This is a genomic window from Mitsuokella apri, assembly GCF_047974105.1.
In the GTDB taxonomy this organism is placed as follows: Bacteria; Bacillota; Negativicutes; order Selenomonadales; family Selenomonadaceae; genus Mitsuokella.
Map to the genome: position 1 here is coordinate 46,655 of NZ_JBHYRS010000007.1, position 18,705 is coordinate 65,359.

The following is an 18,705-nucleotide window of genomic DNA, read 5'->3' on the forward strand; positions in this document are numbered from 1 at the left end:
TTATAGCAAATAGACTGGAGCGATACAAATGGAAGAGAAGATGGGGCGCAGAGAGAGAAAAAAATTGCAGTCCCGCAAGGCCATCCTCGATGCCGCTGTCCGCGAGTTTTCCCGCCAGGGCTTCAAGGAAACCTCCATTGCCGACATCATGAATGCGGCGGACCTCGGTATTGGCACATTTTATAATTACTTCGAGTCGAAGGAAGAAATCCTCATGTGCCTGCTCGGGCGTTTTGTGCAGGAGGTCAATGCGGAGCTGCAAAACATGCGTGAGGCAAAACGGCCTTCCTATGAGCTTTTAGAGGCAGGCAGCGCCATTACGGCAAGATTCCTCGATGAAAATCGTTTCCTTCTGCCGCTCTTTCTTTCGGCGGCCGAGCATTCGGCAAAACCGCAGGAGAAGGCACGCAGAGGCATGGCCACACCGGGATTCAAGTCCATTTTTGAGGAAATCCTGCATCAGGGGCAGCAGGCAGGGGAGATTCGCGACGATGTGCCGGCGGACCTCATCGCCGAGATGTTTCATTCCATCTATCAGGCAGCAGCTTTCAGCAAGCTGCCCATCAGCTTTCAGCAGAATGTAGCGCTCAAAACGCGGCTGCTGCTGGCAGGAATCCGCAAACAGTAAAAGGCACGGGGCAGACAGCTTCGTTCCCCTTTTACTTTTCAACGTTTTAACGTCTTAGGAGAAAATTTATGATCAGTGTTACAAAACTTTTATTTGCGCGGGAATATTTTGGCGACCGCCTGCGTTATACGAAAAATGCCCACACGATGCGCAACGGTGCAGCAGAGGGCGTAGGGCCTGTCGTGGTCTGGAACTCGACGAAGACCTGCAACCTCAAATGCATGCATTGTTATATGAAGTCCGATGCGAAAAAATACAAAGACGAGCTGACGACGGAAGAAGCAAAGAAGTTCATCGATGACCTCGCGGACTTCCATGTACCGGTGCTGCTGTTTTCCGGCGGCGAACCGCTGATTCGCCCGGATTTCTTCGAGCTGGCAGCTTATGCACAGGCAAAGGGCGTTCGTCCGACGCTTTCGACAAACGGCACGCTGATTACGCGCGAAGTCGCTCAGCGCATCAAGGATATCGGCGTAGGCTACGTCGGCATTTCGCTCGACGGCCTTAAAGATATCAATGATAAGTTTCGCGGTGTGGAAGGCGCCTACGAAAAAGCCATGCAGGGCATCGAGAACTGCGTGGCCGTAGGACAGCGCGTCGGCCTGCGTTTCACCATCAACCATCACAATATTCAGGAGCTCGACCGCATTTTCGATTTCATTGAAGAAGAGAATATCAACCGTGTCTGTTTCTACCATCTCGTCTATTCGGGCCGCGGCGAGCAGATGATGGATCAGGATGTCACGCCGGAGGAATCGCGCCGCGCGATGGACACAATTATCCGCCGCACGAAGGATTTCGAGGAACGCGGCCTGCAGAAGGAAATCCTCACGGTCGACAACCACTGCGACGGTCCGTACATGTATCTCAAGGCTCTGGAAGCCGGAGATGTGGAGACGGCTGCGCAGATCAAAAAGTACATTTCGATGAACGGCGGCAACCGCTCGGGCATTGCGTTTGGTGAAGTGGACCCTTTAGGCTATGTTCATCCGGACCAGTTCACGCAGCATCATACGTTTGGCAACGTACGTGAGCGCAAATTCGGCGATATCTGGCAGGACACGTCGAATCCCATCATGGCAGGTCTCAAGGACCGCAAGCATCTGCTGAAAGGACGCTGCGCAAAATGCAAGTGGCTCAATAACTGCAACGGCAATTTCCGCACGCGTGCCGAGGCGCGCACGGGCGATTTCTGGGAATCGGACCCGAGCTGCTATCTGACGGATGAGGAAATCGGACTGACGGAGGAACAGAAATGAAAATCATCTCGTGGAATACGACGAACGCCTGCAATATGTACTGCGCCCATTGCTACCGCGATGCCGGCTGCAGGGCCGAAGAGGAATTAAACACCGAAGAAGGCAAGAAACTCCTGCGTGAAATTGCCAAAGCCGGTTTCAAAATCATGATTTTCTCGGGCGGCGAGCCCTTGATGCGTCCGGACATCCTCGAACTTGTCAAATACGCTGCGGATTTGCATATGATTCCGGTATTCGGCACGAACGGCACGCTGATTACGCTCGACATGGCGAAAAAGCTCAAGGAAGCCGGTGCCCGCGCCATGGGCATTTCGCTCGATTCGCTCGACCCGGCCAAGCACGATAAGTTCCGCAGTTTCCCGGGAGGCTGGGAAGGCGCCGTACAGGGCATGAAAAACTGCCGTGCTGTCGGTCTGCTGTTCCAGATTCATACGACTGTCATGGACTGGAATCAGGGCGAACTTGAGGCCATGACGGATTTTGCCGTTGAGATTGGCGCGAAGGCCCATCATTTCTTCTTCCTCGTGCCGACGGGCCGTGCGAAGACGATTGAAGAAGAATCGCTGCGTGCGGAACAGTATGAAGATGTGCTCACGCGCATCATGAAAAAGCAGCAGGAAGTCGATATCGAGCTCAAGCCGACGTGTGCGCCGCAGTTTTTGCGCATCGCGGATCAGCTCGGCTATAAGACGCGCTTCCACAGAGGGTGCCTCGCTGGTCTTTCTTACTGCATCATCAGCCCGCGCGGCAAGGTCCAGCCCTGTGCCTACCTCAATATGGAACTCGGCGATGTGCGCGAGACGCCGTTTGATGAAATCTGGGCCAAGAATGAGGTCCTGCAGAAACTCCGCACGCTCGATTACAGCGGCGGCTGCGGCTCCTGTCAGTACAAGGGTGCCTGCGGCGGCTGCCGTGCGCGCGCTGCGTACTATCATAATGGCGACTACATGAGCGAAGAGCCCTGGTGCCTCTACCATGGCCGCCGCGGCGAATAATCTCTCTATATTATAGAAGCAAACAGGCAAAGAAAAACGCGAACCCATTGGGAACGCGTTTTTCTTTGCCTGTTTTATTTGCCGAGCTGCTTTTTGGCCACGGCCTTGACCCACTGCCAATGCCAGACGAGATGGAAGAGCAGGCCAATCATCATGATGTAGCCGCTGTAGGTATGGACGTTGGTGATAATCCCCTTGACGGCACGTCCATTGCCGAAGCCGGCGAAAAGATGGAAGTCGAGCACGATGCCCGTGACGATGCAGACGAGGCCGCTGAGGAATAGCAGCAGGTCAAGATAAAAATTCTTTTTCATGAGAATCCCTTCTTTCAGTCGGAGGTATTTCAATTACATTTAGTTTAGCGAGTTTAACTGAAATTTTGGTGTAGAATATATGAAAATAAAATAAAATTTTCTTATATTATTTTTCTGAGTAAGGTTCTATTTGTTTGTGCTGCAAAGCTGCCGTCATTTTTAGCAGGCAGTATCAAAAAAGATAGGAATTGATTTTCGCGCCTGCCCTGCGTTAAAATAGAGATATTCTCAATTGACTGGTCATTTTGGCGACCGGTTGAAGATGTTCCGTATTTTTGTGTATGAATCCGTGGTGAAGCATATGACCGTTACAAACAGAAATAAGATTCTTCTCATCATGATGATGTCGTCTTTCGTGACGCCGTTTACAAGCAGCGCTTTGACGCTTTCACTTCCAGACATCGGCAGGGCTTATGGCGCTGCTGCCAACGAGCTCGGCTGGGTTCTGGAAATTTTTCTGCTCGTCTCCATCGTTTTTTTGCTGCCCATGGGCAAGCTGGCCGACCGGTTGGGCAAACGGCGGATTTTCTTCTGGGGGACACTTCTCTTTACAATTTCCTCATGTCTATGTATTTTTACCCCCAACATGACGTTCTTACTCGCAGCGCGGGGGCTGCAGGGCGTGGCGGCCGCGATGCTCTACGCGACGAATATGTCCATTGTCGCTTTGGTCTTTCCGCCGGAAAAGCGGGGACAGGCCCTTGGCTGGATGGTCTCGATGGTCTATGTCGGACTGGCTTGCGGGCCGGTCCTCGGCGGCCTCCTCAATTATTACGCGGGCTGGCAGAGCATTTTCATCTTTATCACGCTGGCCTGTCTTGCCTGCGTGCTCGCGACGCAGCGTTATCTGCATGAGGAATGGCTGGCACAGAAGGTCACGGGAGTAGATGGCAAAGGTGCTGTCCTTTATGGTTTTGCCATGGTGCTGGCGATGTTTGGCCTGTCGGAGCTCGCGAATCTTTCGTGGGCCTTTGCAGTGCTTTTGGGCGGCCTTTTCGTATTTGCTTTTTTCGTACGTCATGAACTTCAGGAAAAGGACCCCATCCTGCCGCTTTATATCCTTGCCGGCAATCGTGAATTCTCGTTGTCGAATCTTGCTGCCATGATCAATTACAGCGCGACGTTTGGCATCAGTTTCCTGCTGTCCATTTATCTGCAGTCGGTTCTCGGGCTTTCGTCACGCGAGGCTGGTTTCATGATGCTGATTCAGCCCATCGTCATGGCGATGCTTTCACCAATGGCGGGGAAACTTTCCGACAAATATCCTCCGGGAAAGATTGCCTCTCTGGGCATGGGCGTTACAGCCCTTGGTATTTTGGGGCTTGTCCTCGCGGTGCATCTTGAATCCCTCTGGCTCGTCGTGCCTGTCGTCATGATCATCGGCGTGGGCTTTGCCCTGTTCGCCGCGCCGAACAACAATGCCATCATGGGCTCGGTGCCGAAGAAGTATTACAGTCTGGCGACATCGATGCTCGGTACGGTGCGCCTTGTCGGTCAGGTCACTTCGGTGGCCATTGTGACGATGATTATGTCATTGGACTGGGATTTTTTGACCTCAAATGATGAGCTCCTGCGCAATATCGAGATTTCCTTTATCGTCTTTACGATTCTCTGCGCTATTGGCATCGTGCCTTCGGCTGCCCGCAGGGAGCAGAAGAAAGCGAAATAAAAATGAAAAAACGTCTCTTTGAACGGATGTCAGAGAGACGTTTTTTGATGAACAGATAGCTGAAGGGTTATTTTTTCAGGTAGGCGTCGCGTCCTTCTACGATGGTGCGCTGAATGTGGAACGCATCGTCAAAAATCGTGATATCTGCTTTTTTGCCGACACTGAGGGAGCCGAGGTCATCATAAAGGTGAAGTTCCATGGCGGGTGTCTTCGTGACCGTGGTGATGACTTCTTCAATGGGAGCATTTGTATTTTCGTGGAAGATGCGCAGGCCGTCATTCATGCAGAGCACGCTGCCGGCGATGGTGCCGTCTGCAAGTGTGGCGAGCGTGCCTTTGACGAAAACCTTCTGCCCGCCGAGTTCCGACGGGCCGTCGCCGAGGCCGCAGGCGCGCAGGGAGTCGGTGATGAGAATCAGATGATTTTTCTTGAGCTTATAGACAAGGCGCTGGACAGCAGGATGAATGTGAACGTTGTCGACGATGAGCTCGCAGTTTGCATCGGTATCGAGCGCGGCGCCAACGACACCCGGACGGCGCTGATGGAGACCGGTCATCGCGTTAAAGAGATGCGTGATGTGCTTGGCACCGTATGTTTCAATGGCCTTACGGGCCGTGTCATAGTCGGCTGCCGTATGGCCGAGTGAGACGACGATCTGATGCTTGTGGCACTGCGCAATGAAATGTCCGTTATCGTGAAGTTCTTCAGGGGCAATCGTGATGATTTTGACGATGTCCTGATACGGGGCAATTTTCGTGAAATCTGCGGGCACAATGTTTTTCTCGGCCTGTGCTCCCTTTTTGGCGGGGCTGATAAAAGGCCCTTCCATATGACAGCCGAGCACGCGCGCGCCGTCCTGCCGTTTCATGGCCTCGCGCACATGGGAGAAAGCGCGGTCGAGTGTCTTAAAATCATAGGTCATGGTCGTCGGCAGAAAAGATGTCACACCTGTCTCAGCCTGAAACAGCTGCATTTTATGAATGGCCTCCGGGTCATCATCCATCGTATCGGCGCCGACGCAGCCGTGGATGTGGACGTTGAGGAAGCCCGGAGAGACATAGCAGCCTGCTGCATCGATAGTTTTATCGACCGCATAGCTGCCGGAAGTGAATTCCTCTTTTTCTAGGATATGGCGGATTTTCTGGTCATAGAGAAGGACAAGCCCTTCCCGTACCTTAAAGTCTCCCGTTTCATCAGGAAGAATGCATTTGCCGTTGATGATTGCTTTCATTATTGTATGTAACCTCGCATTTTATTTATTTGTTGGTGTATGTCTAAGCCCTATTATAAGACATGCTGAAAGAATCAACAAATCTGCGGTATGGCGGATTTTACGTTGTTTTGTCAGGGGTATCGTGCAGCCTTAGGTAATCGTCGAGATAAAAAGCCAGTATATAATGGAAGCAGACGATGGCATCCGCAAAATCGCTGCCGGTGAGCTCGCGAATTTTGTTCATGCGGTAATTGACGGTATTGCGGTGCGTGAAGGTCAGGGCAGCCGTCTGCTGCAGGCTGTTGCCGTGGAAGAGATAAGCGCGCAGAGTGTCTAAGAGATGTGTGTGATGCGCTTTGTCATATTCCTGCAGGGGAAAAAGCTGTTCATTGCGCATCGTTTGAAGCAGTTTCCGGTCGGAGACGGTAAAGAAAAGGCGGTAAATGCCGAGTTCGTCAAAACAGAGGTGACTTTTCTGCTGGAAACCGGCTGCTGCGGCCGCTGCACAGGCCTCGGCGTAGGAGACAGGGAGCTCCTGCCAATCTGCGTGCACCCTGCTCTCGCCGCTGGCGGCGGGAAGTGCGCCCTTGGGCAGCTCTGTTTTAAGTTCCTGCAAAAGGCCTGACTGGATTTCCTGAGGTTTGGCAAGAATCAGAATGAGCTGTTTTTTATAGAAGAAAAGGCTGTAACGGCGGGAAAGATGATTGAGACGGCGTTTCCAGGCAAGGCGGATGGACTGCTGCTGTTCATCGGTGAGATGTGCTGCCCTGAGAGGGAAAACGAAAAGGGAAAAGGGCATTTCCTCGAGACCGCGTTCCCGAAGTTCCTGCAGGTATTTTTCAGATTTTTCCGGACGGCTGCAGGGAAGCAGCAGACTGCGCAGCAGCCGCTCCAGGTCCATTTCCTTTTGACGGGCGCGCAGCAGGCGCTCGCAGTAATCCTGCATGATGTCGGCCAGATGGACTTGCCATGGCAGGGAAAATAAGGGGAAATGCTGCTCCTGACAGAAGGCAATGATATCCGGCGTGATATCTTTTTCCTGAATGTATTTGCCGATGTAGATAATGAGGCCGCAGGCGCGATGGCGGATGAGTTCTTTGATGAAATCCTGCAGCCAGTTTGCGTGATTGGACGAGAGTCCCGTCGTGATGACGAGTTCATTGCCGCGGAAAAAACTCGCATTGCCGATGTCTTCGCAGAGCTGTACCCAGGTAAATTCTTTTGTGAGGCCGTTTTCACCGGTCAGCAGGCGCAGACCGTAGTGGGCTCCTGTTGTTTCGTAAATGGCCTGAATGGGAATGGACATGCGGAATCCTCCTTTCTCTTCTGTTGGTATTATATAAAATTTGTGCTGTAAGTACAATTCTTTAGGAGAAAATCATGTTTGCGGCCCCTTGCCGCGCGGTCGGCCCTGCGTTAAACTAAATGCATAAAACAAAAGAGACAAAAGCGATACGGCAATGGCGCTGGTACAGGCAGCCTGCCGTATCGCTTTTCTTTTGCCAAAAATGCAATTGGAGGGATTCATCATGTTAAGCGATGCTTTGCCTGAAATCATTACTGATACACTGCCGGGGCCTAAGTCGGCGGCTTTGATTGCCCGCCGTGAACAGGCCGTTCCTGATGCCATTTCCTGCGGCTACCCAGTCGCAATGAAGCGGGCGGCCGGTGCCATCATCGAAGACCTCGATGGCAACCGCTTCCTCGATTGGATTGGCGGTGTCGGTGTCTTAAACATCGGTCACTGCCATCCGGAAGTCGTGGCAGCCGTCAAAGAACAGGCTGACAAATATTTCCACGGCATGTTTAACGTGGTCACGCATGAAGGGTATGTCAAGCTCGCTGAGAAACTCAACAGCATGGCACCGGTGCGCGGCGCGAAAAAACGCACGTATTTTGCCAACAGCGGCGCGGAGGCCGATGAAAATGCGGTCAAGGTGGCCAAGGCTTTCACGAAACGACCGAATATCATCGTCTTTTCCGGTGCCTTTCACGGCCGCACGCTGCTGACGATGTCCATGACGGCGAAAAAAGCTTACGCGAAAGGCATGGGGCCGTTCCCCGACGGGGTCTATCGCGCGGAGTTTCCTTATCTTTACCGACGTCCGGCCGGCATGCCGAAAGAAGCGGCTCTGCCGTATTACATCGGGAAATTGAAGGAAGTCTTTGAGAATGCTTCACCGGCCGAATACGTTGCCGCCATCGTGGTGGAACCGCTGCAGGGCGAAGGCGGCTTTATTCCGGCCCCGATTGAATGGGTCAAGGCCGTGCGGAAAATCTGTGATGAGCACGGCATTCTGCTGATTGCCGATGAAGTGCAGTCGGGGTTCTGCCGTACGGGACGCATGTTTGCCTCGGATTATTGGCAGGATGCCGGCGTACAGCCTGACATCATCGCCACGGCCAAGTCCATTGCCGCCGGCGTGCCGCTGAGCGCCATCATCGCGCGGGAAGAAATCATGCAGTCGGTGCCAAAAGGCGTCATCGGCGGCACGTTTGGGGGCAACGCGCTGGCCTGTGCTGCAGCCCTCAAGACCATCGAGATCATGGAGCGCGATCATTTGGCAGAGCGTTCCGTATCCATGGGCCGGAAGGTCATGGCCCGCTATGAGGAATGGAAGCAGAAATACGGTGTGATCGGCGATGTACGAGGCCTTGGCGGCATGGTCGGCATCGAATTTGTCAAAGATCTTTCGACGAAAGAGCCTGCCCCCGAACTCACGAAGGCCATCATCGAGGAAAATGCCCGTCATGGCCTGCTCGTCGAAGGTGCCGGTATTTACGGCAATGTCATCCGCTTCCTGGCACCGCTGGTCATGACGAATGTGCAGCTTGAGGCGGGCCTGCGTATTTTTGAACAGTCCATCCGCAAAAGCATTGGTTATAAAGAACAGGTCCATGCAAATGTCGGTGCCTGAAGTCAGCCTTTCAGCTATTTGTTTTTAGATATGGATGCATTTCATTAATTTTGGAGAGGAGCAGAAAAAATGAGAGTGGAACATGATTTCCTCGGTGAGATGGAAGTGCCGGATGAAGTGCTGTATGGCGTACAGACGATGCGTGCCATGGAGAATTTCAAGATTACACATCAGCATCTGGACCCTGAATTCATCGCTTCGCTGGCGAAGGTCAAGAAAGCTGCTGCTATTGCCAATATGGAGACGAGCCGTCTGACGCCGCGCATCGGGCAGGCCATTATCACAGCGGCTAATGAAGTCATCAATGGCCGCTGGGATGACCAGTTTCCAGTGGACCCGATTCAGGGCGGTGCAGGTACTTCCATCAATATGAATATGAATGAAGTACTCGCCAACCGTGCCCTTGATCTTCTCGGAAAGCCGCGCGGCTCTTATGACATTGTTTCGCCGAACAATCATGTCAACATGGCCCAGTCCACGAATGATTCCTTTCCAACTGGCATCAAGGTATGCCTCTGCAGCAAGAGTCAGCGCCTGACTGCAGCGCTTGATAAACTGGCAGACGGCCTTGACGCCAAAGCCAATGAATTCCATGATGTCATCAAGATGGGCCGTACGCATCTGCAGGATGCCGTGCCTATCACGTTAGGGCAGGAGATGGCGGCATATGCTTCAGCTGTGCGCCGTGCCAGCCGCCGCCTGCAGACTGCCATTGCGGGCATCCATACCATCAATATGGGCGCAACGGCTGTGGGGACGGGCCTTAACGCCGAGCCGAAGTACATCCGCCTTGTCGCCGAGCACCTTTCCGCGATTACGAAGGAAGACTTCCATACGGCCGACAATCTCGTGGATGCCACGAATAATACGGATGGTTTCGCCGACGTTTCCGCAGCCATGAAAGTCACGGCCCTCGTCCTCATCAAGATGGCCAATGATATCCGCCTGATGGCCTCAGGTCCTCGCTGCGGACTCAACGAGCTCAAACTGCCGGCGCGCCAGCCGGGCAGCTCCATCATGCCGGGCAAGGTCAATCCGGTCATTGCGGAAGTCCTTGACCAGGTCTGCTATCAGGTCATCGGCAACGACCTTGCGCTGAGCATGGCCGTGGAAAACGGACAGTTCGAGCTCAATGTCATGGAGCCGGTCATGGCCTTCAATCTGTTCAATTCGATGAATTACATGACGGAAGCCGTCAATACGTTCCGCGAAAAACTGCTTGAGGGGCTTGAGGCCAACCGCAAACAGTGCACGGAATGGGTCCGTCACAGTGTGGGCGTTGTCACGGCCCTGCTGCCGCATATCGGCTATGAAAATTCGGCACGCCTCGCGCGCAAGGCCTATCAGACCGGCCGCCCCATCGAAGAAATCGTGGAGGAAGAGGGCCTGCTGCCTGTCAGCCGCCTGCACAGCATCCTTTCCCCGGAACACATGACGACGCCGGGCATTGCCAGCTGATTTTAAATATCCTGAAACCGTCCATTTTTATTCCCTTTTCTTACGCTCAGACTGCTGCATCTCCTCGATGCAGCAGTTTTTTCTGCATTGAAACCAGCCGGCCATTCCTGTTATAATGAGAATGTCTTTTGATGCTGTAAGGACCGCTTTGGGCGGGTTAGAAGTTTAGATTGTGAGGGAATGTATGATAAAGATTATTTTCTCGGATATGGACGGGACGCTGCTCGATGACCGGGGCAATGTGCCGGCAGGCTTTGACGAAATCGTGACAGAGCTCAAGAAGCGCGGCGTGATGTTCGCGCCGGCTTCCGGCCGTCAATACTATTCTTTGGAAGACAGCTTCCAGAACTACAAGGACGACTTCCTCTTTCTCGCGGAAAATGGCACGATGGTCATGTATCGCGATGAATTGATTTTTTCCTGCCCGATGGACAAGCAGCTGGCCCAGCAGGTTTTAAAAACAGCAGAAAGCCTGCCGAATATTTACGGCGTTTTCTGCGGCATGAAGAACGGCTATGTGCTCACGAGACAGTATACGGAGGAATTTCTTAAGGAGCTTCATAAATACTATACGCATTCTGAGCCGATTCCGTCGTTTATTGATGTGCCGGATACGCCAATCAAGACGTCATTTTTTGACCCTTCCGGTCACGCAGCGGAGACGATTTATCCCGTTATGAAGCAGTTTGAGCCGCAGCTGCAGGTCGTTTTGTCAAGCGACTATTGGGTGGACCTCATGCATCCGCATATCAATAAGGGCATTGCCGTGCAGGAAGTGCAGCGGCGCTTTGGCATCCGTCCCGATGAATGCGCAGCGTTTGGCGATTTCATGAACGATGCGGAAATGCTCGCTTCGGTAAAATACAGCTTTGCGATGAAAAACGCCTATCCGGAAATCAAGAAGATTGCCAACTTTGAGACGGATACCAATGAAAATAAGGGCGTGCTGCTTGGCATCAAACGTATGATGAAAGAAGGACTGATGTAAATGCGTACGGATTATCACATGCATTTTGAAAAGGGCTCTTACGATGAGAATTGGGTCGAAGGGTTCTTTACGGCAGCGAAGAAGCGCGGCCTCAAAGAAATCGGCATCTCGGAGCATTCGCATACGTTCCCTGAGTTCAAATCCCTTTACTATGAGGACCTCGTGCTCGATGATTCGTTCATCGGCAGGTTTCAGCAGCAATGGCTCAAGAGCAATAAGTTCAAGTATACGATTGACGAATACTTTGCCTTCATGCACAAGCTGCAGCAGAAGCACAATGTCAAGATTGGCATGGAAGTCTGCAATTTTCAGGATCAGGGGAAAGTGCGGGATATCCTCAAGGACTACGACTTTGACTATCTGATTGGCTCCGTCCATTTTCTGCATGGCTGGGCCTACGATTCATCGGAAATCAAGGCAGAATGGGACAAGCATCCCCTTGAGGATATTTATGAATGGTATACGGAGGAAGTCGAGAAGCTTGCTGACTCGGGCCTTTACGATGTACTTGGCCATCCGTTCAACATCCGTCTGTTCCGCTATCTGCCGGATTTTGATGTCACGCCGTATCTCACGCGCGTTGTTAAAGCGCTCAAGAAGGCCAATATGGTCGTCGATGTCAATACAGGGACGTATTACCGCTATCCCATTCATGAAATCTCGCCGTATCCGGACTTCATGAAGCTCGCGGCGCAGTATGACCTGCCCATCATCACGACATCGGATGCGCACAAGCCGGAGGACTGCGGCAACTACAACCAGATGGCTGTGGACTATGCGAAACGCTTTGGTTATACGGGAACAGTCCGCTTTGATAAACGCAAACGCACCTTTACTTCATTCGATTTGAAATAAATTTCGTATATTGTATCATGTTTTTTATTGATTGCCTCTTGACGATTGGAACCGGTCACGGTATAATAATCATCGAACCGGGATACAACTCAGCTTGAAAGAAAGTCATCTGATTAACAAGATGGTGGCACAGACTTTTAGCAGCGTGGATGTTCTCCTTGAGAACCAGCACATGAAGGAAAGTTTGTCTTGTGATCTGGACGATTGACAGAAGTGAGTCGTGGGTGTTTGTTACCATTACTGATTTTGCGATCATGCAGTTCAAGGAGAGATTATCATGAAAGTACAGATTTATTCGCAGTGGATGGAAGAAGTATACGTGCCGGTAAGAGTCAGACAGTTTGGCAAAGCTGCCAAACTCATGGGCAAGAGCTTTGCAGAATACGCAGCCGGCTCGGATGTCAAGGCAAAGGAAGCCGATGAGCATGAGCTCGTAGAGAAATGGCTCAATAAGCGCACGGCTGTTGCTGCAGAGGGTGTTGCCTAAACAGCTGCTTAAATTTTGTTCAATAAAAAAAGACTCGTCACAAGAGACGGGTCTTTTTTCTATCTAATGCAGGTATTGGCAGATAGGCTGTATATTGCTATATATTAATGAAGCTTTTTCTTAGCAGCTTCAGAAGGGGCGAGTGGAATGTCAAGAGGGACTTCCTGTACGGCAGCTGCTTCTTTACGCATCATGGCCGGTGTTTTTGTCTGCCAGATTTTTTGGACCTTTTTGCGGAAGCCTTCGTCGGAGAACGGCTTCTTTTTTTGTGTCTCAACGTGTTTTTGGATGATGGCCCGGCATTTATCATTCAGTTCAATGTCACGCTGAGCCAGCAGAATCTGCAGGGTCGTATCGACTAAATAGAGATGAAGCGTCTTATCCTGCAGGCTCTTTTCGTTGGGCAGGAATTTCGGTTTCAGGGTATGCAGGGAAAGCGGCGCATCGCCCCAGCCTTCTTTGAAGATGCCGTCAATCTGGTAAAGCAGAAAGAGAAGTCCATCCTGCTCGTAGAAGGCAAATTCCATTTTGCCCGTGCGGAAGGCTTCGCGTGCAATGACATCTGTGTGTGAAAGCTGCAGGATGAACATGGCGCCGTTGGCGTCGACCTGGAACATAGCACCATCGGCCTGCGTGGCAATCGGCAGTGGAAATTTCTGGCCGACTTCAAAATTTGTGTAATCGCTCATGGTAAAACCTCGTTTTCTTTACTGGAATAATTCTATTTTATCATGGGAAGGTATTTTCTGCTATGATATACTGAAAGCATGAGAATGGAGGGAATGTGTGATGAGTCTTAATGATACGCCGAGGGCCATGCGCCTGCATATCGGCCTGTTTGGCCGCCGCAACAGCGGCAAATCATCTCTTGTCAACGCTTTGACAGGGCAAAATGTCGCCACGGTCTCGCCGGTGCCGGGAACGACTACGGATCCTGTCTATAAAGCCATGGAAATACACGGCATTGGGCCGGTTGTCTTTATCGACACGGCTGGTTTTGATGATGTGGGCAGTCTTGGCGGGCTGCGCGTCTCCCGCACGAAGGACGCAGCGAAGGAGACCGATATTGCACTGGTGCTGTTTCATCAGGATGAAATTTGCGAAAAGCGCGCTGCGGAAGACGATTTTGCCGAGGAATTTTGCTGGCTGCAGTCTCTGCAGAAACGCCAGATTCCAGTCATTCCGGTTGTCAGCCGTACGGATGAAATGGAAGATGGCGGCCGCGCGCTGGCAAAATGTATTTTTGAGGGGACAAAGATTTCGCCGGTCTGCATCAGCTCGAAGACGGGAGCTGGCATCGAGAAACTGCGCGCCGAAATCGCAAGACAGCTGCCGGAAGATTATCAGGCCCGCTCCATCACGGGCAAAGTCTGCCAGAGCGGCAGCCATGTGCTTTTGGTCATGCCGCAGGATATTCAGGCCCCTAAGGGGCGTCTGATTTTGCCGCAGGTGCAGACCCTGCGCGAACTTTTAGACCGCAAATGCCTGGTTTCGTGCTGTACGACGGACTGTCTGCCGGGTATGCTGGCATCATTTGTCAGGCCGCCGGAGCTTGTCATTACGGATTCACAGGCTTTTCGTGAGGTCCATGCACTGCTGCCAAAGGGCAGTCAGCTGACTTCTTTTTCGGTTTTGTTTGCTGCTTATAAGGGCGATGCTGCCTTTTTTGCGGCTTCGGCGCGCCAGCTGCTGAAACTTTCGGCAGATGCACATATTCTGATTGCAGAGGCCTGCACGCACAAGCCTCTGCAGGAAGATATCGGCCGTGTCAAACTGCCGCGCCTGCTTCGCAGAAATTTAGGCAAAAGCATTGAAATTACCGTGTGTTCCGGACATGATTTTCCGGAGGACCTGTCTTCTTTTGATATGGTCATTCACTGCGGGGCCTGCATGTTCAACCGCGCTTATGTCATGAGCCGTGCAGCTGCCTGCCGCAGGCAGAATGTACCCATGACGAATTACGGCATGGCCATTGCGGCACTGCTGGGCATTCTCGACGATGTCAGGATTCCGGGCGTCCAATGATGCGAAATGACTTACAATTTTACAGACGCGGGCTGTCCTTTATACCGAAGCAGATGTCTTTTGTCCGGCTTGGCTGACTTTTTTTACAGCGTCTGTGGTATAATAAAAAAGATTATACCTTTTGCACGTTTTATTTGCCGCAATTATCATGTAGAACATGTCTGAGACATGTTTGTGGCATGTGGAAGGAAGTGTTTTCATGCCAATTAAAATACCGAACAATCTGCCGGCTGCCCATATTCTCGAGGGGGAGAATATCTTCGTCATGGATGCAGACCGCGCCTATAGCCAGGATATACGACCTCTTAAGATTCTCATTCTGAACCTCATGCCGATTAAATACATCACGGAAACGCAGCTTTTGCGTCTGCTCGGCAACACGCCGCTGCAGGTTGAAGTGGATTTTATTTATACGGAGTCGTATACGCCGAGCCATACGCCGCAGGAGTATTTGACGGAATTTTATGGTACATTCGCCGAAGTTCGCCACAAAAAATACGATGGCATGATCATCACGGGCGCTCCGGTCGAGATGATGCCGTTTGAGGAAGTCGCTTATTGGGACGAAATCTCCGAGATTATGGAATGGAGTAAAACACATGTCTATTCGACGTTCCATATCTGCTGGGGCGCTCAGGCTGGTCTTTACTATCACTACGGCGTTCCCAAGTATCAGGTGCCGCAGAAAATCTTTGGCGTTTATAAGCACCATCTCTGTGTCGAGCATGAGAAGCTCTTCCGCGGCTTTGATGATGAATTCTATGTGCCGCATTCGCGCCATACGGAAAATCACCGCGAGGATATCGAGAAAGTTCCGGAACTCACGATTCTGGCCGAGGCAGAGGGCGATGCCGGCGTTTATGCCATTGCCAATCTCAAGAAGCGCCAGTTCTTCATCACGGGCCACGCAGAATACGATCCTCTGACACTCAAACAGGAATACGACCGCGATGAAAAGGCTGGCATGCATCCGAAAATCCCGCAGAATTATTATCCGGATGATGATCCTACGAAAAAACCGATTGTGCGCTGGCGCAGTGTAGCGCATCTCCTTTTTGCCAACTGGCTCAACTATTACGTCTATCAGGAGACGCCGTATGTTCTTGATGAGCTTTACAAAGAGAATGATGATTAAAGCGTCCTGAGACTTCACTTAACTTTCAGCCGCCTGTTCTATAATAATCTCATTCCAGAATATAGGGGGAAAATTCTTCATGAGAGCTATGAGAATCATCAAAAATGCATGTTTCGGCGTTATGACAGCAGCTGTCCTTTTTTCGGCGGTACCGGTTTGTCAGGCGAGTGCACGGATTGAAGTGCCGGAAACGGTCTTTCAGTGGGTGCAGTCGACTTCGCGCCAAAATTATTACTTCAATAAAGAGCAGATGTGCTACGGCGTTAAGCCAAATGGTGATATTGATATCGGTACCCTGATTGTGCCGACGCTGCGCACGTTTGACGATGTGCAGAAGCAGGATGTCATCGACAAGCGCCGCTGGAAGATGGAATCGGTCAAGGGCTACGATGATCTCGTCGGCTCGGCCGATTATCTCGCCATTGATTTGCGCAGCCGCACGGTCAAAGTCACGAAACATGATGACCTCGACAGTACCTGGTCGGCACTGAGTTCCAATACAGATGGTCCGACGATCGATATGAACAAGATGTCCGGCAAAGATGTGGAATCCAAGTTCTGCAATGCCATTTTGCAGTATGCGGCCAAACATCAGGATGAACTCTTAGCGCGTACAAAGGGCAAACTCAGTGCAGCGGACGCCAAAATCCTCAAGACGAAGAAAGATCCGCTCTTCCAGCCGGCTGTGAATCCTTTGCAGAACGACACGGTGACGAAGACTGCAGCGAAAAAATGATGACTGGCCAAACTCTTGAACAAAAACTCATAGCAAAGGCGGAGACGGCGCATCAACTGACAAAAATGGAAATTGTACATTTGCTGCAGGCTGTCGGAGCAGAAGATGATTTGGCGAAGGCAGCAGACAGGGTCAGGCAGATTTTTGTGGGAGATGGCGTGCATCTGCGCGGGCTTATTGAGTTCTCGAATATTTGCCGGCAGGACTGCATGTACTGCGGACTGCGCCGTGACAATCATAAGATTGAGCGCTACAGGCTGACGGCTGATGAAATCGTCCGTCTTGCCCAAAAGGCAAAGGGGTATGGCTATCAAACTGTCGTACTGCAGTCCGGTGAGGACCTGTATTTTACGGCAGAGCGACTGGCGGAGATTATTCGGCGCATCAAGAGCATGGACCTTGCTGTCACGTTATCCGTGGGGGAACGCAGTTTTGACGAATACAAACTCTGGCGTGAAGCTGGGGCTGACCGCTATCTGCTGCGTATTGAAACGACGGATAAGTCTCTTTATGAATCTCTGGACCCAGGCATGAGCTATGATAACCGCGTGCGCTGTCTCATGGATCTGCGCGCTCTCGGCTATGAAGTCGGAACAGGGACGCTTGTAGGTCTGCCGGGGCAGAGTGTAACTTCCATTGCAGAGGATATTCTCTTTTATCAGCAGCTCGATGCCGATATGGTCGGCATTGGCCCGCTGATTCCCAATCCGGACACGCCTTTGGGGAAGGCGGCTAAGGGCGATTTTCATCTGACGCGGCGCATGGTGTCGCTTTTGCGCCTGCTTCTTCCGGAAGCGAATATCCCTGCGACGACGGCAATGGAAACGATGGTGCCGCGGGGACGGGAACTCATTCTGGCTTCGGGGGCCAATGTCGTCATGCCGAATGTCACGGAAGGGGATTCGCGCCGGAAATACGCACTTTATCCCGGCAAAATCTGTGTGGCCGATACGCCGGCACAGTGCCGCAGCTGTATGGGCGGACGCATCAAGGCGATGGGGCGCTTTGTTGCATCAGACAAGGGCTTTCGTCATCACCGGCAGGTGCAGGAGCGTTCCTGATATCAGGCCGATAGAATATAGAAGGGAAGGGACTTTATGAAAAAATATGCTGTCATCGATATAGGCGGTACTTCCATCAAATATGGCTGTGCTACGGAAGAAGGGTCCTTCCTGGAAAAATCTTCACAGCCGACACGGGCACGCGTTGACGGCGGTGCCGCCATCCCGCAAAAAGTCATCGCAATTGTCGGGGACCTGGCAAAACGTCACGAACTTGCCGGCGTGGCCATTGATACGGCCGGTATTGTGCGGCCGGGCACAGATGGTGAGATTGTCTTTGCTGGCGAGGCGACTTTTCCCGGGTACAGCGGTACAAAGCTTGGCAAAATTGTCCGCGAGGCAGTCGGTCTGCCTGTTCTCGTCGAAAACGATGTCAATGCAGCGGCTCTCGGCGAGGTCTGGCTGGGGGCGGCAAAGAACGCAGAATCCGCTTTTATGATGACCGTTGGCACGAATCTTGGCGGCTGTTTTGTGCAGCAAGGCAGAATCTGGCATGGTGCAAGCTTCAGTGCCGGCGAGCTCGGATATCTGCGCCTGCACGGAGAGAAGCGCATTTTAGAAGATGTCGCTTCAACCCGCGCTCTGATTCGCGACGCCGCTTTTGCCAACAATATGAGCCCCTCGGAAATTACGGGTGAGATGGTCTTTGAGTGGGCGCAGGAGGGCGATGAAGATGCGCTGACGGCAATTTCCACCTTGGCGGATAATCTCGGCGAAGGCATTGCGGCCGTCTGCTGCCTCTTAAATCCTGAAGTCATCGTACTCGGGGGCGGCATCATGGCTCAGAAGAAAATCATGGGGCCCATGCTGCAAAGAAGACTGGAAACGCTCGTTATGCCGGCCATGCGGGAACATACGCGTTTGGAATTTGCCGTACTTGGCAATGATGCGGGCATGCTCGGCGCATTGTATGCACTGCTTCATGCATGAAAAAACAGGTCATCCTTTTGGGATGGCCTGTTTT

General features: G+C 52.0%; 18 protein-coding genes. 14 read left to right on the forward strand and 4 right to left on the reverse strand.

Features of this window, described 5'->3' with window-relative positions:
* The first annotated feature begins 28 nt into the window (after window positions 1–28).
* The 3 genes from ACE419_RS09470 to nirJ2 all read left to right on the forward strand — a co-directional run bounded on the left by ACE419_RS09470 (window position 29) and on the right by nirJ2 (window position 2,882).
* A complete protein-coding gene (locus ACE419_RS09470; protein WP_435721831.1) occupies window positions 29–628 on the forward strand; it encodes a TetR/AcrR family transcriptional regulator in 600 nt (199 codons plus the stop codon).
* 68 nt (window positions 629–696) lie between these two features.
* On the forward strand, window positions 697–1,887 hold the full coding sequence (gene nirJ1 / locus ACE419_RS09475) for a putative heme d1 biosynthesis radical SAM protein NirJ1 (protein ID WP_435721832.1): 1,191 nt from the start codon (window positions 697–699) through the stop codon (window positions 1,885–1,887).
* On the forward strand, window positions 1,884–2,882 hold the full coding sequence (gene nirJ2 / locus ACE419_RS09480; protein ID WP_435721833.1) for a putative heme d1 biosynthesis radical SAM protein NirJ2: 999 nt from the start codon (window positions 1,884–1,886) through the stop codon (window positions 2,880–2,882). The genes nirJ1 and nirJ2 overlap by 4 nt, the downstream gene beginning before the upstream one ends.
* A gap of 74 nt (window positions 2,883–2,956) precedes the next feature.
* Here the strand turns inward: nirJ2 and ACE419_RS09485 are convergent, their stop codons facing one another.
* Entirely contained in the window at window positions 2,957–3,196 is a 240-nt protein-coding gene (locus ACE419_RS09485) for a DUF4405 domain-containing protein (RefSeq protein WP_432646343.1), read from the reverse strand.
* 301 nt (window positions 3,197–3,497) lie between these two features.
* Here ACE419_RS09485 and ACE419_RS09490 point away from each other — a divergent pair, with 301 nt between their 5' ends.
* The gene (locus ACE419_RS09490; protein ID WP_435721834.1) at window positions 3,498–4,865 is read left to right on the forward strand and encodes an MFS transporter; all 1,368 of its coding nucleotides are present in this window, start codon (window positions 3,498–3,500) and stop codon (window positions 4,863–4,865) included.
* Between the two features lie 67 nt (window positions 4,866–4,932).
* On the opposite strand, the gene nagA is transcribed toward ACE419_RS09490, so the two are convergent.
* Both nagA and ACE419_RS09500 read right to left on the reverse strand, forming a co-directional pair.
* Window positions 4,933–6,096 (reverse strand): N-acetylglucosamine-6-phosphate deacetylase, encoded by a 1,164-nt coding sequence (gene nagA, locus ACE419_RS09495; RefSeq protein ID WP_435721835.1) that lies wholly within the window; start codon window positions 6,094–6,096, stop codon window positions 4,933–4,935.
* 100 nt (window positions 6,097–6,196) lie between these two features.
* Entirely contained in the window at window positions 6,197–7,384 is a 1,188-nt protein-coding gene (locus ACE419_RS09500) for a PucR family transcriptional regulator (RefSeq protein WP_435721836.1), read from the reverse strand.
* A gap of 223 nt (window positions 7,385–7,607) precedes the next feature.
* Here ACE419_RS09500 and ACE419_RS09505 point away from each other — a divergent pair, with 223 nt between their 5' ends.
* The 5 genes from ACE419_RS09505 to ACE419_RS09525 all read left to right on the forward strand — a co-directional run bounded on the left by ACE419_RS09505 (window position 7,608) and on the right by ACE419_RS09525 (window position 12,784).
* Window positions 7,608–8,996 (forward strand): aspartate aminotransferase family protein, encoded by a 1,389-nt coding sequence (locus ACE419_RS09505; protein ID WP_435721837.1) that lies wholly within the window; start codon window positions 7,608–7,610, stop codon window positions 8,994–8,996.
* A gap of 69 nt (window positions 8,997–9,065) precedes the next feature.
* The gene (locus ACE419_RS09510) at window positions 9,066–10,454 is read left to right on the forward strand and encodes an aspartate ammonia-lyase (protein WP_435721838.1); all 1,389 of its coding nucleotides are present in this window, start codon (window positions 9,066–9,068) and stop codon (window positions 10,452–10,454) included.
* Between the two features lie 184 nt (window positions 10,455–10,638).
* Window positions 10,639–11,442 (forward strand): HAD family hydrolase, encoded by an 804-nt coding sequence (locus tag ACE419_RS09515; protein WP_435721839.1) that lies wholly within the window; start codon window positions 10,639–10,641, stop codon window positions 11,440–11,442.
* On the forward strand, window positions 11,443–12,297 hold the full coding sequence (locus ACE419_RS09520; protein WP_435721840.1) for a PHP domain-containing protein: 855 nt from the start codon (window positions 11,443–11,445) through the stop codon (window positions 12,295–12,297).
* A 277-nt stretch (window positions 12,298–12,574) separates the two neighbouring features.
* Entirely contained in the window at window positions 12,575–12,784 is a 210-nt protein-coding gene (locus ACE419_RS09525) for a hypothetical protein (RefSeq protein WP_435721841.1), read from the forward strand.
* A 104-nt stretch (window positions 12,785–12,888) separates the two neighbouring features.
* On the opposite strand, the gene ACE419_RS09530 is transcribed toward ACE419_RS09525, so the two are convergent.
* Window positions 12,889–13,473 carry a hypothetical protein gene (locus ACE419_RS09530; RefSeq protein ID WP_435721842.1) on the reverse strand — a complete coding sequence of 195 codons (585 nt, stop codon included), beginning with the start codon at window positions 13,471–13,473 and terminating at the stop codon, window positions 12,889–12,891.
* 100 nt (window positions 13,474–13,573) lie between these two features.
* Here ACE419_RS09530 and hydF point away from each other — a divergent pair, with 100 nt between their 5' ends.
* The 5 genes from hydF to ACE419_RS09555 all read left to right on the forward strand — a co-directional run bounded on the left by hydF (window position 13,574) and on the right by ACE419_RS09555 (window position 18,671).
* Entirely contained in the window at window positions 13,574–14,809 is a 1,236-nt protein-coding gene (hydF, locus tag ACE419_RS09535; RefSeq protein WP_435721843.1) for a [FeFe] hydrogenase H-cluster maturation GTPase HydF, read from the forward strand.
* A 199-nt stretch (window positions 14,810–15,008) separates the two neighbouring features.
* Window positions 15,009–15,944 (forward strand): homoserine O-acetyltransferase MetA, encoded by a 936-nt coding sequence (gene metA / locus ACE419_RS09540; protein WP_435721844.1) that lies wholly within the window; start codon window positions 15,009–15,011, stop codon window positions 15,942–15,944.
* Window positions 15,945–16,023: 79 nt separating this feature from the next.
* Window positions 16,024–16,680, forward strand: a complete 657-nt coding sequence (locus ACE419_RS09545) for a hypothetical protein (protein ID WP_435721845.1) — start codon at window positions 16,024–16,026, stop codon at window positions 16,678–16,680.
* A complete protein-coding gene (gene hydE, locus ACE419_RS09550; protein WP_435721846.1) occupies window positions 16,677–17,741 on the forward strand; it encodes a [FeFe] hydrogenase H-cluster radical SAM maturase HydE in 1,065 nt (354 codons plus the stop codon). Before ACE419_RS09545 ends, hydE begins: the two co-directional genes overlap by 4 nt.
* A gap of 36 nt (window positions 17,742–17,777) precedes the next feature.
* Window positions 17,778–18,671: an ROK family protein gene (locus tag ACE419_RS09555; RefSeq protein WP_435721847.1), complete on the forward strand. Its 894-nt coding sequence runs from the start codon at window positions 17,778–17,780 to the stop codon at window positions 18,669–18,671.
* Window positions 18,672–18,705: the final 34 nt, after the last annotated feature.